The organism is Pantoea sp., assembly GCF_028283705.1.
Lineage (GTDB): Bacteria > Pseudomonadota > Gammaproteobacteria > Enterobacterales > Enterobacteriaceae > Pantoea.
This window is the reverse complement of the sequence record NZ_JAPWKD010000003.1, coordinates 36,073-52,881: the sequence shown is the minus strand read 5'-3', so window position 1 is coordinate 52,881 and position 16,809 is coordinate 36,073. Positions and strand designations below refer to the sequence as shown.

General features: G+C 48.5%; 16 protein-coding genes. 6 read left to right on the top strand and 10 right to left on the bottom strand.

Features of this window, described 5'->3' with window-relative positions; translation table 11 throughout:
- Positions 1-211 precede the first annotated feature (211 nt).
- From PW844_RS02860 to PW844_RS02850, 3 genes are read left to right on the top strand one after another with little or no spacing between them, the layout of a single operon-like run.
- Positions 212-1,570, top strand: a complete 1,359-nt coding sequence (locus tag PW844_RS02860) for an MFS transporter (protein WP_299446966.1) — start codon at positions 212-214, stop codon at positions 1,568-1,570.
- Positions 1,571-1,606: 36 nt separating this feature from the next.
- Positions 1,607-2,962, top strand: a complete 1,356-nt coding sequence (locus tag PW844_RS02855; protein WP_299446963.1) for a Gfo/Idh/MocA family oxidoreductase — start codon at positions 1,607-1,609, stop codon at positions 2,960-2,962.
- Positions 2,963-3,017: 55 nt separating this feature from the next.
- Positions 3,018-3,905, top strand: coding sequence for an NAD(P)-dependent oxidoreductase (locus tag PW844_RS02850; protein WP_299446961.1), 888 nt, complete (start codon positions 3,018-3,020; stop codon positions 3,903-3,905).
- Here PW844_RS02850 and PW844_RS02845 read toward each other — a convergent pair.
- The 3 genes from PW844_RS02845 to PW844_RS02835 all read right to left on the bottom strand — a co-directional run bounded on the left by PW844_RS02845 (position 3,898) and on the right by PW844_RS02835 (position 7,348).
- Positions 3,898-4,902, bottom strand: a complete 1,005-nt coding sequence (locus PW844_RS02845) for a LacI family DNA-binding transcriptional regulator (RefSeq protein ID WP_299446958.1) — start codon at positions 4,900-4,902, stop codon at positions 3,898-3,900. The genes PW844_RS02850 and PW844_RS02845 overlap by 8 nt on opposite strands.
- 169 nt (positions 4,903-5,071) lie before the next feature.
- Entirely contained in the window at positions 5,072-6,334 is a 1,263-nt protein-coding gene (locus tag PW844_RS02840) for an MFS transporter (RefSeq protein ID WP_299446955.1), read from the bottom strand.
- A 60-nt stretch (positions 6,335-6,394) separates the two neighbouring features.
- A complete protein-coding gene (locus tag PW844_RS02835) occupies positions 6,395-7,348 on the bottom strand; it encodes a sugar phosphate isomerase/epimerase (protein ID WP_299446952.1) in 954 nt (317 codons plus the stop codon).
- 230 nt (positions 7,349-7,578) lie between these two features.
- On the opposite strand from PW844_RS02835, the gene PW844_RS02830 reads away from it, so the two are divergent.
- Both PW844_RS02830 and PW844_RS02825 read left to right on the top strand, forming a co-directional pair.
- The gene (locus tag PW844_RS02830; RefSeq protein ID WP_299446949.1) at positions 7,579-8,460 is read left to right on the top strand and encodes an SIS domain-containing protein; all 882 of its coding nucleotides are present in this window, start codon (positions 7,579-7,581) and stop codon (positions 8,458-8,460) included.
- Between the two features lie 11 nt (positions 8,461-8,471).
- Complete coding sequence (locus PW844_RS02825; protein WP_299446946.1) at positions 8,472-9,434, top strand: ribokinase; 963 nt, start codon at positions 8,472-8,474, stop codon at positions 9,432-9,434.
- Positions 9,435-9,496: 62 nt separating this feature from the next.
- Here the strand turns inward: PW844_RS02825 and PW844_RS02820 are convergent, their stop codons facing one another.
- The 3 genes from PW844_RS02820 to PW844_RS02810 all read right to left on the bottom strand — a co-directional run bounded on the left by PW844_RS02820 (position 9,497) and on the right by PW844_RS02810 (position 12,073).
- Positions 9,497-9,901, bottom strand: a complete 405-nt coding sequence (locus PW844_RS02820; protein ID WP_299446943.1) for a cupin domain-containing protein — start codon at positions 9,899-9,901, stop codon at positions 9,497-9,499.
- 193 nt (positions 9,902-10,094) lie between these two features.
- Positions 10,095-11,279, bottom strand: a complete 1,185-nt coding sequence (locus PW844_RS02815; RefSeq protein ID WP_299446940.1) for an arabinose transporter — start codon at positions 11,277-11,279, stop codon at positions 10,095-10,097.
- Positions 11,280-11,311: 32 nt separating this feature from the next.
- Positions 11,312-12,073, bottom strand: a complete 762-nt coding sequence (locus tag PW844_RS02810) for a glucose 1-dehydrogenase (protein ID WP_299446937.1) — start codon at positions 12,071-12,073, stop codon at positions 11,312-11,314.
- A 504-nt stretch (positions 12,074-12,577) separates the two neighbouring features.
- Here PW844_RS02810 and PW844_RS02805 point away from each other — a divergent pair.
- Entirely contained in the window at positions 12,578-13,489 is a 912-nt protein-coding gene (locus PW844_RS02805) for a LysR family transcriptional regulator (RefSeq protein WP_299446934.1), read from the top strand.
- A 19-nt stretch (positions 13,490-13,508) separates the two neighbouring features.
- Here PW844_RS02805 and PW844_RS02800 read toward each other — a convergent pair whose 3' ends face one another.
- The 4 genes from PW844_RS02800 to PW844_RS02785 all read right to left on the bottom strand — a co-directional run bounded on the left by PW844_RS02800 (position 13,509) and on the right by PW844_RS02785 (position 16,205).
- Complete coding sequence (locus PW844_RS02800; protein ID WP_299446931.1) at positions 13,509-13,910, bottom strand: carboxymuconolactone decarboxylase family protein; 402 nt, start codon at positions 13,908-13,910, stop codon at positions 13,509-13,511.
- 10 nt (positions 13,911-13,920) lie between these two features.
- Complete coding sequence (locus PW844_RS02795) at positions 13,921-14,442, bottom strand: cupin domain-containing protein (protein WP_299446928.1); 522 nt, start codon at positions 14,440-14,442, stop codon at positions 13,921-13,923.
- Positions 14,443-14,535: 93 nt separating this feature from the next.
- Positions 14,536-15,792 carry an NAD(P)-dependent alcohol dehydrogenase gene (locus PW844_RS02790; RefSeq protein WP_299446925.1) on the bottom strand — a complete coding sequence of 419 codons (1,257 nt, stop codon included), beginning with the start codon at positions 15,790-15,792 and terminating at the stop codon, positions 14,536-14,538.
- A 56-nt stretch (positions 15,793-15,848) separates the two neighbouring features.
- Positions 15,849-16,205, bottom strand: coding sequence for a DUF2255 family protein (locus tag PW844_RS02785; RefSeq protein WP_299447179.1), 357 nt, complete (start codon positions 16,203-16,205; stop codon positions 15,849-15,851).
- Positions 16,206-16,809: the final 604 nt, after the last annotated feature.

Here is a 16,809-nt window from a genome sequence, read left to right as displayed (position 1 = left end):
CACGAAAGGGCCTGGAATCAACAAAGCTGCGTAGAAAGTGTCTCGTTAGCTCCGTCACAAATTTTTAACTTCCCCGATTTACTGACTTGACGGATGGCGGTCGTGTCGTGAAACTCGGTAAAAAGTAAAACGTTTTACTTTTTACAATGCGTCGCGGTATCAAAGAATTTTCCGTGATATTTCCATGGTTTAGAAAACACCGGGATTGATCATGAAACATGTTGAAGAGTTCAATGATTCGCTGGCAGGTGTCGGGCTAAGACCCGATATTCCTGAAGCTGAGATTTCATCTGTCGCGAGCGGGGCCATTAAAAAAGCCAAATTACGGCTAATGCCATTAATATTAATGATGTATCTGCTGGCATTTATTGACCGTTCCAATATTGGTATGGCGGCGTTGACCATGAACCAGTCTCTGGGTTTATCTCCGGAGCATTTTGGCTTTGCGGTCGGGATTTTTTCCTTTGGTTATATTCTGTTTGAGATTCCCAGCAATGTTCTGCTGGAGCGCTTTGGTGCGCGTTTTTGGTTAGCCAGAATAATGATCACCTGGGGAGTTATCTCCATGTCCATGGCCTTTGCACAGGGTGTGGTCAGTCTCAGTATTCTCCGTTTTTTATTAGGGGTAGCTGAGGCCGGATTAGCACCCGGTATTGTTTTTTATCTTACAACCTGGTTCCCCAAAAAAGAGCTGGCTAAAGTCTTTTCTATTTATTATTTAGGCGTACCGCTGGCGGCCATTATCGCGAATCCGTTATCGGGTTTTATCCTCGATAATTTTCACAATGTCGCCGGAATGGAAAGCTGGCAATGGCTGTTTTTAATTGAAGGTTGCCCGCCGGTTATTCTGTCGGTGGTTGTCTTCCTGTATCTGACTGATAAACCGGCTAAAGCCACCTGGCTCAATGCAGATGAACGCAAGGCTTATCAGGACCTGATGGAAAAGGAACAGCGGGCAACATTAACAGTTGGCCATTCCAGTTTAAAAAGTATGTTTAAAGATCGTCGGGTATGGCTATTAGGTCTGGCTTATTTCTTTACTGTCATCGGCCTCACGGGACTCGGCTTCTGGATGCCGCAGTTTATTAAACGCTTCGATTATTCTGATACTGTCGTTGGATTATTAGGCACAATTCCCTATATCGCCGGGGCGATTGTTATGTGCTGGTGGTCAAACCATTCTGATAAAACTAACGAGCGTACCTGGCATTTTATTCTGCCTTCACTGGTGTTCTCACTGGGCTTCGTGGTTGCCGCAATCAGCGATTCCCCGCTGGTATCGATGGTCGGTTTAACCCTTTCCACCATAGGTATGCTGGCGTGCGTCCCGACGTTCTACACCCTCCCGGCCTCTTTTCTGACTAATCAGGGATCAGCGGGTGGCCTGGCCCTGATCAATTCCATCGGCAATATTGGTGGCTTCTTCGGCCCGTTCCTGGTAGGTCTCACCATCTCACTGACGGGTAAATCACAAAATGGCCTCTGGCTACTGGCCATCCTGGTGCTGTTTTCACCGTTATTAATTTACCTCCTGAGTAAAAGCCGTCGTCAGATCGCTGGCTGGCGTTAATTACATCCTTCATTAAACCCTGTTAAGGAGTACGAAATGAACTTAGCCGCATTGTTAGCTGAGCGCGCCTCTGCAGTTAAATCAGACACTGCCCAGCCGGTCCGGGTCGGTATCATTGGTGCCGGTAAATTCGGTTCGATGGTGCTTGCGCAGTTACGGCATCTGCAAGGACTACAGGTTGTCGCAGTCGCTGATCTGGATGTAGCAAAAGCGAAGACGGCACTGGCTCGCGTGGGGTGGCCGGAAGAACAGTATCAGGCTGCCAATATTGACACTGCACTTCGCACCGGCTCCACCTGTGTGCTTCAGGATGCAGAACAACTTTTCCGTTGTGAACAAATCGACTGTATTGTCGAAGCCACTGGCCACCCGCTGGCAGGGACACGCCATGCACTCCATGCCGTCGAACATGGCAAACATGTGGTGATGGTAAACGTTGAGGCGGATGTCCTCTGCGGCCCGCTGATTGCTGAACGCGCCCGCCAGAACGGTGTGATTTACAGCATGGCCTATGGTGACCAGCCAGCAATTATTTGTGAGCTGGTTGACTGGGCCAGAGCCTGCGGCTTCGAAATCGTCGCTGCCGGAAAAGGCATGAACTTCGAACCGCGTTATCGCTATTCAACACCGGAGACCGTATGGGGCTTTTTTGGCTGGACGGAAGAAGAAGTGGCCGCAGGTGACTTTAACCCTAAAATGTACAACTCCTTCACTGATGGCACGAAAGCCGCGATTGAAATGGCGGCGGTGGCTAATGCCACCGGCCTGGATTGCCCCGATAACGGACTGGCTTTCCCTCCCGCTGGTGTGCATGACCTTGCTCGTGTCTTCTCACCAGAAGCTGACGGCGGGCGGCTGAGTCGCAGCGGCCTGGTGGATATTGCTGCCAGCCAGGAACCCGATGGGCGCGAAGTGCTGAACAATATTCGCTATGGTGTATTTGTCACCTTTAAAGCCCGCGATGAATACAGTCGCGCCTGTTTTAAGCAATATGGGTTGCTGACCGATCCGTCAGGCTGGTATGCCTCGATGTGGCGTCCCTTCCACCTGATTGGCCTGGAAACCAGCATCAGCATCCTTTCCGCCGTGCTGCGTGGCGAAGCGACAGGTTCAGCGTTAAGCTTCCGGGGTGATGCGGTCGCCACCGCAAAACGCGATCTGAAGGCAGGAGAAATGCTGGATGGCGAAGGTGGATTTACTGTCTGGGCAAATGCGTTACCAGCCAGCATCAGTGTAGCGCAAGACTTGCTACCTATGGGGCTGGCTCACCATGTGCGTCTGGTGAAAGATGTCGCCAAAGATAAAGCAGTGCGCTTCTCGGATGTGGCGTTTGACAACAATCTGGATATCGTTGAATTACGTAAACAAATGGTGAGTCTGGCTGGATTATAGATAACAGGCAGCCCGCTGCTGCATGTGCAGTGGCGGGTAAATCAGGAGAAATGTGATGGCTTTGCAGCAGAGAATTGGTTTGCTGGGTACAGGAAAGATGGGATACCCGGTGGCACGTCGTTTAGCCAGCGCTGGATACCCTGTCTCGGTATGGAATCGCTCGCCGGACAAGGCCGCGTCATTACAGACCTTTGGTATCAGCCTGGCAGCATCACCCGCTCAGCTGATTGCAAACAGCAACGTGGTGATCTGCTTTCTCGGTGACGCACGAGCCTGTGATGAGGTGATTTTCAACAACGAAGCCACTTTGCAGGCTATCGCAGCCAATACCGTCATCATCATGATGAGCACCTTATCACCCGATCTTGTGATTGAGCAGCAGCGCAAAGTGAACAAAGTTCACGCCGACTATCTGGATATGCCTGTCTCGGGTGGTACGACAGGGGCAGAAAACGGAACATTATCATTGATGGCCGGTGGCAACGCGCCACTTATTGAAAGTTTACACCCGCTCCTTGCTCATCTTGGCCGGGTAACACGCGTGGGAGAGGTAGGAGCCGGACAACTTACCAAGCTGGCTAATCAGATTATTGTTGCCGGGACGCTCAGCCTGTTGTCCGAGGCTTTCACGCTGGCTGCTCGTGGTGGCGCTGATCCGGCGAAGGTGCGCGAAGCGCTATTGGGAGGATTTGCGGATTCCACGCTGCTACAACAACAAGGCGAGCGTATGGTCACCCAGGACTTCCACGCGCGTGGGCCAGCAAAATGGCAATTGAAAGATACGCGCAGCGCGGTGGCTCTGGCAGAGCAACTTGGCCTGCATTTACCGCTTACGACATCGGTAAACCAGTTATTTACGCAAATGATTGAGGCGGGCGACGGTGAGTTAGATCACTGCGCCATTATCCGGCAGATTCAGCGTCTGAATGGCGAATCTATTTAACTGGCGCAACACTTTCTCGCTTTATCAGGGTGCTGGCCAGTTCACAAGGCTTGCTGATTTCGCCGGATAAACTTAATAAGGCATGTTCAGCAAGCGCCTCCAGAGGATGCTTGATCACACTGATTGACGGAGTCACTAACCGACTCCAGTGGCTGTCATGATAGACGATCAGCGACAATGTGTCGGGAACAGAAATTTTTAATTCTCTGACACGCGCCATAATGACGGGGGCAATTGATGTATTGCCAATAATAATGGCCGTAGGGGGGTCCTCTAACGCCAGAAGATCATCCAGTGCCTCGCTGGCATGCGGATCGCGGAAATTTTTAATCGCCGTATAGCGGCTATCCCAGGTGATCCCCTTCTCCTCCAGCCCCTTTCTGTAACCGGCCAGTCGCTGTAATGAGGTTGAGGTATTCAGTGGACCACTTATCCAGCCGATGCGCCGATGGCCCTGCTCTGTCAGCCATGCGGTTGCTTCAAACGCGGATTGCTGATTATTAAAACCAATCACATGGGCCTGTGATACGTCCTCAAGATAACGATCAATAAAGACAATCGCGATCCCCATATCCGCAATTGATTGCCACAGGTCGCTGTTCGCGCTGGTTGGCGTCGCGATAATGGCTTTCACTCGCTTTTGCATCAGCATCCTGAGGCTTTCACGTTCAAGCAGCGGATCTTCCTGGGTCGTCACTAAGATGACGTTCATCGCCATATCGCGCGCGCGACGGACAATAAGATCGGAGATTTCAGAGAAGAAATCATTGGCGATATCGGCGACCACCAGACCAATGGTGTTGTTGAGACTGGTTTTTAGCTCACGGGCTGCGCTCTGCGGCGAGTAGTTCAATGTCTGCATGGCTTCTCGCACCCGCTGGCGGGTACGTTCTGAAACAGAACCCGTACCCGGATTGAGCACCCGCGATACCACACCGATCGAAACTTTTGCTAAAGCAGCAACTTCTTTGATGGTACTTTTCTTTTTATCAGTCAATGCAACACCCAGCCTCACATCTTCAGAATCGCGAATTCAATGTTAGGTTAATCAGTGAAGAAGATAAACTGACTTACTTTAAGAATGGGATGAGGAAGAGCTGGAGAGAAGCAATAAATTAAGGGCAGACCCGCTGCCCTGATTGTTTGGTTGTTTTCTGAGCCGATGATTAGTGATGTCCGGAATGGCCCGAAATTGACGGAGTGCTGTTGTTCATTTCCGGTTGTGAGTGCAATTCATCCGGTGTTTTCAGGAATGGCGTCAGAATGGCACTCAGAATGTAGAGTCCGGCATAGATACCTAACACGCCACCCGCCCCAAGTGATGAATAGAACATGGCGGTAATCGCCGGGGCAATAAAGGCACCCAATCCGGCACCGAGATTAAGCACCGACATCGCCGCACCTTTACTGTCCGGGGCAAGCATCGGAAAGAGTGCAGATAGCGGGACGTATCCTGCCATGGTGATACCACAAAGGCACAGTACAAATGCCATAACATAGAAGTTATGTCCCAGCAGCTGCGGCACCAGCCAGACCAGTACCAGCACAACCGCGTAACTGACACCCCCCACCCACATAATGGTGTTGCGCCAGCCAAACTTATCACCAAAGAAACCAAAGAACAGATTGGCAAAGATGGCGACGACAAACACGGCTGACCACATCTGTAACCACTCAGTTTTGCTGTAGCCAAAACTGATTAAATACAGCGGCAGGAAAGTCGCCAACCCATATTGCGCCACCCCATTGATCGATTTAACCACCAATCCCATGGCAATCACTGGCCGCTGTAAAATAGTAATGCCCTTGATCAGTTCAGCCGCACTGAAAGGATGGATTTCTGAGGATGGGACAATATCACGGTTAACCCAAATGCCGAGGATGGCACCAATCACCACAAACGCCATACCTGTCCACAGCACATGGATCTCACCTAAAACCGGTAACGCGAGGGAGGAGAAAAAGGGGCCAATCACACTGAGGCCCAATGAGAAAGTGAACCAAAACCAGCCAACTGCGGTTGAACGTCGGGCCAGCGGCGTGCTGTAGTTGATCCACACCAGGAATGAGTAAGCAAAAAGCGGATAGCCTATCCCCCGAATAGCATAAAACGGCAGCATCCAGGCCATATGCATGGTTCTCAGACCAACCCAAATAAATCCAATACTGCCAATAACAAAGGCAATCAGGCCATAAAACATCACTTTTCGTGGCCCCAGTGTCTGTACCAGCACACCGGTTACCCATGCTGCCAGCGTCACTGTTACGCCATAAGCGGTAATCAACAATGAAGCCTGAGCGACGGATAATCCTTTATCAACTAACCATATCGTTATCCATGCCTGCTCTACGCCGTCACCGATCATGAATATCGTCAGACCGATGTAGCCCCAAATTAAATTTTTTGGCAGTCCTAGTTTTTCAAACATAGTTTCCCCCAGTGTCAGACACTGACTGGCTTCAGATAAGAGGTAAGATGCGATGTGTTTTTAGTATTTAATCATCTGCAATAACATAGCCTGGACTTTAAGTGCATCCTGACTACGAATGATATTATCCATTTCTTCAATACTTACCTTATCAATGAAGCCCGCTAACGTTTTATACATTTTGATATTCTGTGCACACTCAGCAACCGGATCTTCTCTGCTCGGGAAGGTATCGAAATAAATTAACCCGTCGAATTTCACACGTTTTGCATAATAGATATATTCCAGTGTCTGCATCAGGTGGACAGAACCCAGCATTAATCCATCGTCGAAATGCCCATACCCATCGTTCAGATGGAAGCCGATCAGGCGATTTTTACGTGCCGACTGGAATAAGGAAAACGCCGGATTCTCCTTTTTCATGATCATGTGACAAAAATCAAGGGTGATCCCCAGATTCTCTGCCCCCACGTCGTCAATAAGCATAAGAGTGGAAGACACATCGCCAATAAATGAGAATGTCCGCGGTTCATAAGGCTTATATTCGAAGCTGAACTGCATATCCGGATGAGCCTTTGTGACCTGCTGTAATGCATTCACCAGCAACTCATAGGCTCTGAAGTAATCCTGTTGAAAAGGATAGTCATAGCCATCGTAACCAAACCACAGTGTAACGGTGTTACCCCCGAGAAACTTGCACAACTCTGCTGCTTCCAGCGTTTGCTGAATGGCTTTTTTGCGCAGCTCCTCATTAGGATTGGTAAATTCACCATCAATAAAATCTTTATTATAGCGGAGTGCGATACCGCCGACTTTAAGGTTGTTATTCTCTATGCATTCTTTGATGGCATTTTTATCCTGATTGATAAAATGCTCAGGATAATTAAGCTCAATGTGTGTAAGCCCTTCTACGGTCCCCATACGCGTGATCAGATCACAGGTATCCATATTATTTTTTGGCGAAAATAACTCAGCGCGTGAGCGGAATGAGTTAATACGAGATGAAAACTTCATGGCATTTACCTTATTGTCAAACATGGATGCTTTATAATGCAGCCAGGTGTCAGGGTAAATGCCATTTGGAAAATATTACTGAGAGTAAAATGGAAGATAACCTAAAGGTCATTTTCATTTTACTCCGAGTAAAATGGCCCAGTAAAACGTTTTATAACCTGTGACGAAGTTAACGTTTTTTCCATTAATGACCATGCTAGGCTTTTGCAATATAAGCAGGAGAATCAGGCATGCATAACCGTTTACAGGGTCACGAGATTTTTTTACTGGCGCGCACGCTGGCCCCGGAGTTGGGGAAAAAAGAACGGGCTATTGCCAGGTTTATCGATGATAATCCGGACACTCTGGCAACGATGAATATTTCTGACATTGCCAGCTATCTTAATGTCAGCGTTGCCAGTATTACAAAAGTATCGAAGAAACTCGGTTTTACCGGATTTCACGACCTTAAAATGAGTATTGGAAAGACCGATGCCAAACCTGGTGAACTTATCGAGATTCCGGTCATTCCTGACAGTGAGCTTTACACTAATAAGGTGATTGAGAGTACATTTTTTAACTCCATACTGGCGTTGCAGGAAAGTTTACAGGCCATTGACAGTGCGGTTATCAAAACAGTCGCGTCATTGTTTATCAATCGGAATGAAGACGCCAAAATTATTATTGCGGGCTGTGGTGGGTCGGGTTCAGTATGTGATGATTTTAATCACAAACTCCTGAAGATCGGTATCTTCTCTTATGTATTCAGTGACAGCCACAAACAATTAATGTCGGCATCGTTAATGCAGCCTGGCGATATTCTGTTGGTTATTTCACATTCTGGCCAGACGACCGATATCATCAATATGGTATCCGCGGCTAATGACAAAGGGGCCGAGACAATCTGTCTGACCAATTATCCCAATAGCCCATTAAGCCATATCGCCCGACATGCCATCATTTCCTCCGTCAAAAATAACCCTATAACCGGAGAGAATGCGACAACCCGTATTGTTCATCTGAATATTCTTGATGCGATATTCACCATTATTGCCAGTAAAACCAGTGAGCAAAGTCAATCCAGTTTACTGAACACCAGAAACGCTGTTGCGGCTAAACGCACAGCAAGTTAAGGATTTGCGATATGAAAAATGATGTTGTGGTCATTGGCAGTCTCAACTATGACATTCTTATCCAGCAGGACCGTCTGCCTGAATTGGGGGAAACCTTTACAGGCAATGAGTTGCTTATGATGCCTGGCGGCAAGGGGGCAAATCAGGCAGTTCAGTGCGCTAAGCTTGGGCTTAACGTGGCAATGGTGGGATGCGTAGGAGAAGACCTGTATGGCGCTGAACTGATTAAGTCTCTCGCCGAGAATCAGGTCGGCGTAGAACATATAATCCCGCGAGGGAAATCATCGGGTATTGGCGTTGTGCAAATCCTGGAGTCCGGGGATTATTGCAGCACCATCATCAAAGGTGCTAATTACCGCATTGTGGCAGATGATATTACCGACGATCTCTTTGAGGGCGCACCACTGGTTATTTTTCAGTCTGAAATTCCCTCACCGATCGTTGAATTTGCCATCAGTAAAGCACACAGACATGGTTGCCCTATTCTGGTGAATAATGCGCCAGCACGAACCATTCCGGCTGACGCCCTGAAACAGATTGACTGTCTGGTCATCAACGAGACAGAAGCAACTTTTATGAACGCACAACCCGTTACCTGCGTTGAAGAAGCCCTGAAATGCGCCACTGCCTTACAGGATCAGGTTGCAGGCAAGGTCATTATTACCCTGGGTGAGAAAGGTGCGGTGCTGGGTGCAAATGGCACTGCCACACACTATCCCGCCGTGTTTTGCCCGGACGTGGTGGATACTACCGGCGCGGGTGACTCGTTCATTGGCGGCATCGCCTACTGCATTGTGAATGACATTCCCTTAACTCAGGCGATCCCCTTTGCAGCGGAAATCAGCTCATGTTCAATTCAGAAATATGGTGGTCAAAGCTCCTTCCCGATGCTGCCAGATGTCGCTCATGCACTGGAAATCAACCAAATGCGTGTTCGCGAGCAACATTACGATACCAGCACTCATCAGAGTTGATGAGTTAATGCGCCGCAGCAGCCAGGCATCCCGGACCTGCCTGGCTTTAACATTGCGATGCGTTATTCTGTATCACCGTATTGTTCGTCAGAGACTTTTTCCAGCCACTCCACGACGCTACCATTCTGTGCTTCCTGAATCGCAATATGCGTCATTGCCGTTGTGGCGCTGGCACCGTGCCAGTGTTTTTCATGAGCAGGAATGCAAACAACATCACCAGCACGAATTTCACGCGCCGGTTCACCCCAGGTCTGCACATAACCAAAACCCGACGTCACAATCAATCTCTGGCCCAGAGGATGAGTGTGCCATGCGGTGCGCGCGCCAGGCTCAAAAGTCACCTGGCCTGCGCTGGCACGGGCGTTTTCATCGGCAGCAAAGAGGGGATCAATGCGGACAGTACCGGTAAACCAGTCTTCAGGGCCAACCATAGAGGCTTGTGAACCGGTTTTAAAAATAGTAGTCATATCATTTCCTTAAAACTGTATGGGGATATTTACTTTTCCAGGCAGGTGAAGCAGGTCTTTAAGACGTTATCGTCTGAACCGAAAGATTACTTTCAGTGCAGAGCTGTCAACTGCGAAACGGGAAAGCCACTATGCCTCAATAATTGATTAGTATTAACCCAGTAAACCTGAATGCTTATATGAACATTTTTCATTAATACCCTTGCCGCCCGGCCAGTAAGGCAACTGGCACGGCCAACATGACCAGAACAGCACTCCAGAGAAACGCCATCCCCATTTGTGTAGCAGGAACGACTAACCCTAATAATGGGCTTGCGAGGCCAATCGCCAGATCGGGAAACGCTGAGTATGTTGCCATCGCCACTCCTTTGTTCGCTCCGCCTAAACGACGCACCGCTTCAGAACCAAATGCCGGGTACACCATCGCCCAGCCAATCCCCGTCAGCGCGGCTCCCAGTGCTGCAATCCAGGGTGAAGGCGCAGCCCATAACAATATCTGGCCCAGCGCAGTCACCAGCGAAAAAAGAATGCCAACCCGGACGCCACCTGACTGGTCGATGAGTTGTCCCAGAAATAACCGTGCAGCAATAAGCGCCATGGCGAAGGCGGTCACCGGCAGCCACCCCATTCCCCACCCTTTCTCCGCAAACAACAGGACGGAGAAGGAGAGAAGTGCCGCATATCCCACACCATTAAAGGCTGCGCCCATACCCGGTAGCCAGACCGATGAAAGAGCCTGGGAAAGTGTTCCCTTCTGACCAGAAGGTTCAATACGTTCTGGCAGGACTCGCACAATAGCCATCACCACCAGCGGTAACACTAACGTGGTTATTGCTATGGCGATAAAACCGGAATGATCAAAAATGAAGGTTCCCAAAGGCGCACCCAGAGCGAAAGCGGCAAACATGGCAGTGCCTACCCACGCAATAACCCGGCCTGTTTGTTTTCCGCCTGCCAGTGCCAGGCCAAGCGTCATTCCGCCCGTAATGATGAAACTTTCAGCACCTCCGACAATTGCTCTGCCGATCAGTATCAGCGCAATAGTGGCGACAGGCTGCGCAGTAAATAGCAAAGAGATGAGGTAAAACACCCCACCGGCTATCGCCAGCACCAATCCACGGTAAATTGCACGTCGCCCCCCGAACTGATCGGCATATCGTCCGGCAGCAAAGCGAGTTGCCAGTGAAGCGGCAAACTGCGCACCTGTCACCAGTCCCACAGCGAAGGTGCCAAATCCCAGCTGATGATGTACATAGCGGGGCAGAACAGGCAGCGCGATACCGATAATTAAAAAACCAGACAGCACCACCAGCATTAATGTCAGCAGCATCCGAACAAAACTGCCGGATTCACTGTACGGTAAAGACTCACTATGCATAACACCTGGCTCTTAATGTTCAGCTGAGAGACTTAACGAACGGTATATCCGCCATCAACGGGCAGTGCATGACCAATAACAAAACTGGACGCGGGGCTGCATAACCAAAGCACGGCATCAGCAATTTCTTCTGCACGGCCTAAGCGGCGAATCGGGACTTCTTTCATCAGTTCGGCCATAGCTTCAGGTTGTGTTTCCAGCATGCCGGATACCATTGGCGTTTCAATAATGCCAGGGCAGATTGCGTTGATACGGATATTTTGTGGTGCATATTCCAACCCTGCACTTTTCGTCAGACCGACCACACCGTGTTTTGACGCATGATAAATACCACGTTCAGCAATACCCACTAATCCACCGAGGGAAGAATTATTGACGATTGCACCACTGCCCTGTTTTTTCATCTGAATCAACTCATACTTCATGCAGTTCCAGATACCACGCAGGTTCACATCCATCACGAAGTCATAATCTTTTGGATCTGCCATCGCCGTCTCAGCCACGGGGCTTTGCACACCGGCATTATTAAATGCCGCATCGATACGACCATAGGTAGCCACAGCCTGATCAACCATCGCTTTCACTTCATCAATGTTCGCAACATTGCAACGAATCGGCAGTGCCTGGTAGCCAGCTGCCATTAATTCTGCTGCCGCAGACTTAACGGCATCTTCATTGACATCTGCCATGACAACGGCAGCGCCGGAAGCCGCAAAGGCTTTTGCTGCCGCCAGACCCATTCCTGAGGCAGCACCGGTAATCAGTGCAACCTGATCTTTAAATAAAAAACTCATATTAATATCCTCTTTTCAAAGCATAAACTGACCGACACGCAGGTCACAGACACTGCGTCGTTATTTTCTGGAATGATATTTCTTAAAAGAGCACGATTAATCCCGCCGCTGCAAATTCATGCAGAATTAACTAAAGGGGTTGTAACTGGTTTTTTTATAGATATTATCGGGCTTTGCCTGAATATCTGGCTTATACACATCTTCAATACCAGGCGTTGCTGTGATTATCTGCGTCAATTTTTCAGCAATCAGCAATTTATTGACCAACTATCTTCAGGATTAGATGGGGCATACGAGCACTGCATACAGATTCCTCGCCAACCGGTTAATTATTTCAAAAAGACTGTATTAACATAGCGCGGATAGTGGTTTCTGATTAGCGGTAACTCATGAATAGAGTTATGAAAATTCATCATCAATTGATTTTTTTATCGCATCAGATTCATAGACACGTTTAGAAATATATTGTTAAATCAGTAGCCAAATAATGCAGGAGTGATCAGGATGGCAAGGGATAACCTCAATGATTTAGTCGCTTTTGTGACGGTAGCGCGTGAACAAAGCTTCACGCGAGCGGCCGCGCAGTTGGGTGTATCTCAGTCTGCGCTTAGTCACACGATGCGGACTTTAGAAGCCAAAATGGGTGTGCGTTTACTGACCCGAACTACGCGTAGCGTCTCACCAACAGAAATCGGTGAGCAGTTACTTGCCAGTCTGGCACCTAAATTTGATGATATTTATAGTGAGCTGGCGGCTCTCCACGATAAAAGAGAGAAACCTGCCGGGACCATCCGTATATCCGCAACCGACTTCGCCATTGAAACCATCCTCTGGCCTAAATTGTCTCCGTTGATGCGTATCTACCCGGATATTAATATTGAGTTCGTCAACGATTACGGTCTGACCGATATCGTGGAAAAACGCTATGACGCAGGCGTCAGACTTGGCGACCAACTGGCAAACGGAATGATTTCTGCCCGTATTGGTCCTGATATGCGTTTTTTGGTTGTGGGATCGCCAACATATTTCGCTAACAATCCCCCTCCTGCTTCACCTCAGGATTTGCTGAAACACCGCTGTATTAATCTACGTCTGCCTACACATGGTGGATTCTACGTTTGGGAATTTGAAAAAGACGGACGTGAAGTTACCGCACGCGTGGAAGGTCAGATTATTTTTCACAGTATTTTTCAGATTGTGAAAGCCGCTGCTGACGGTTTCGGTCTGGGCCATGTGCCTGAAGAACTTGCTGCTCCCTATATCGAATCGGGGCAATTAATTAGCGTCATGGAAGAGTGGACACCCTACTGGGAAGGATTACATATTTACTATCCCAACCGCCGTGGGTCATCCAAAGCGTTCTCATTAGTGGTGGAAGCGTTGCGCTACAGTAATGAGTCAGGCAGGCCCGGCTGAATGCAAAGCCCGCCCTTTTTTAACTGTTTCGCGCCTCAAACACTTTTTTAGCTACCGGGAGAGCAGAGAAGACACGTGGCCATCCGGCGTAGAATGCTAGCTGAGTCAGCATTTCCTCTGCCTGGCTCTGCGTTAAGCCATTATTCATCGCACGGTTGAGATGATAAGGCAGTTCAACACGGTCGCTGCGGGCAATAAGCGCGGCTACAGTGACCATACTGCGATCACGTGGACTCAGTTGCGGCCTCTTCCATAAATCATTCTCCACATACTTTTGGGTATAATTCTCCAGGGCCGGTGAAGCATCCCCCAGCTCGGCTAATGATGGTGGAGCAGGAACAGACTGATTTTTCACTGCCGACGGGACACAGCCAATCAAAAGTTCAGTCAGCGAGAGCAAAGACAAAGTAGCCAGGCGCATCACAATATCCTCATAGCTCAGGGTTATATTGCTGACTTGAAACTTTTTCCATCCACTCAACATTTTTACCTTCAGGCGTACTCTCCTGAATGGCTAAATGCGACATCCCTGTGGTTGCCGTTGCTCCGTGCCAGTGTTTTACGCCCGGTGGACAATGAATGACATCACCCGCATGAACCGTTTTTCTTTCTCCACCCCACTCCTGAGTCCATCCGGACCCAGAAGTAATCACTAATGTCTGGCCTAACGGGTGTGTGTGCCAGGCACTGCGTGCACCCGGCTCAAAATTGACATGTCCGATGGTGGTTCGGGCCGGGGATTGAGGCTGTGTGAACAGCGGTTCAACGCGAACTGTACCTGTAAAATTTGCCTCAGGACCCGTTAGCCAGGGGCGACTACCGTTTTTACTAATGACCACATTCTCTTTACCTGCTACGGCAAAAGTTGCAGCTGCGGGAGCAGTATCATCGGCTATCACAGAGAAACTTGCCGAAAGGGTTATGATGAATGCCACAGAGGTGATTCGGGACATTATTATCTCCTGAGATAAAATGAGTATTTATAAAAACGGATAAAGTTTTAAAAAGACCTGATAGAATAATTACGCACTGCATTACAAATAAAACTAAACCTCAGGTTTAATAGAGGTCATATCAATAACGTAGCGATATCGAACTTTTTTATCGATCACATTGCGCCATGCACTATTTATTTGCTGAACGGGAATAATGGAAATTTGCGGGCTGATATTATGTTGGGAGCAGAAATCTATGACATCCTGAGTCTCCCTGATACTACCGATAAGCGAACCAGCAAAAGCGTTCCTTCCGAGAATAGTCGTGATAGGCGCTAATTGATTAGGTTCATCAGCTTTACCTACGCCTACCAGACAAAGCGTTGCATCACGTTTCAGTAGGCTAATGAGAGGATCCATTTCATGTTTATAGGGCACCGTATCCAGAATAAAATCCATGCTGCGTGCATATTTGTCCATTTGTGATTTCTCGTGATTCACGATGACATCGCTGGCACCAAACTTCCTCGCATCAGCCACTTTATCCGGCGAAGTTGTCAGCACAATGACCTCAGCGCCCATCGCTTTCGCCAGCTTAACCGCAATGTGTCCCAGCCCACCCAATCCGACGACGCCAATCCTGCTGTCAGGTCGTACATCCCAATGTCTTAGCGGAGAATACACCGTGACGGCTGAACACATAATTGGCCCCGCGGCGGCGAGTTCGATATTATCCGGGATTGAGATAACAAAGTGTTCCTTCACTACCGCAACGTTTGCATATCCCCCCTGCGTCACACCGGTCGGATCGGTTGTGGGGCTGCCATAAGTCCATGTCGTCCCTTTAGTGCAAAACTGTTCAAACCCGGCAGTACATTCAGAACAAACACCACAGGAGTCCACCATACACCCGACTCCCACGCGATCGCCTGGGCGGTAACGGCTGACTGACCCACCTACTGCCACAACCACTCCCGCTAACTCATGTCCGGTTACCAGAGGCAGTTTCTGCGGCCCCCAGTGGCCAAGACCCGTGTGAATATCCGAATGACAGACACCACAATATTGAATCTCAATGGCAACATCATTCGGGCCAATCGCCCTTCTCTGGAATTTAAATGCCCGCAAAGGCTGATTACTGGCGTAAACAGCGTAGCCGACAGCAGGAATCACGCTGTTAGCTGTTATAGGGCCAACAATATTCTTCAGCGCCGCAGGAGCGCTGGCCGCAGAAGCTGAACGGGATATCATCAAAGAAGTCCCCATCCCAGAGCCGATTATCGCGGCAGTTACGGCTCCTTTGAGCAGATTTCGCCGCCCGGAATTGACGGGAAGAAAATTATCGCCACTCTCAGTAGGATCGTTCATTTCGCTTTCTCCACAACATAAGTTAATGAGTCACGACAAAATTTCACAGATTTAAATTAACTCGTAGTATTCAGGTTAAGCGGAACAATTCTAATTGTGGCATTGCGTGAACCCTCGCTGATCATATGGTCGAGGTAGCGACTGCCGTGATATTTAGCCTTATAAGCACTATCAATTTGATCATTCACACTGCCAGCAACTGGCTCAAACCTGACTTCTTTTGTCATGCCAGCCGCGACAATTTTGCCTGCCTTTTCGCGCAATGCCGCCTGATACCAGCTCGAACGCTGCCCGTTATAAGCACGCACATAGAGATTTCCGTCTACTTCAACACACCAGATCCATGTCGGTGTACCATAAGTCACGCCATCTTCACGAAAAGGTGCAATATGAAGATCATCCGTTTTGATAATCTGGTTTAGTTCAGCCTGTGACCATTGCGTTGCCGGAAGACCCGCATCACGAGCACTGAGCGTTTTTGCCGCATTAGCGGCAGTTGTGTCTGCTATTGCTGTATGACCTACTGCTGAAAAAAAGAATGCGCCAGCAAGTAAAACTGGAAAATTGAACGTGCGGATATTAAACTGCATATTCTCTCCTTAAGATATTCCATGAAATATTAATTAACTATAATTTATGCCAACAACCTAACTGGAGTAAGGTCATCATATAAAAAAGTTAATTGATTTTGAAAAGCAATACAGGCGAGCTTATAACAGACCGACTTACTGCACTATGCTGGAAAATGAAATACAAATATGAGTAGATTTCATGAGTTATTTCATGGCCTGTTCTTTACAGTTAATGACATTAAAATACAAACAATGCAATAATAACCCACTGAGAACATCAGCAATTTAAATCATTGCGATCGCTTTGCTTATAAGTCTCCCTGATATCAGCATATTAACAGGATATGGGTTCATATTTTGGCATTCCATTCCCTTGAGGGAAATATGAAGTCTTCATCAAGCGAACATGTTTTGCCCAGCATAAAACCCTTTAAGCCGGCCCCTC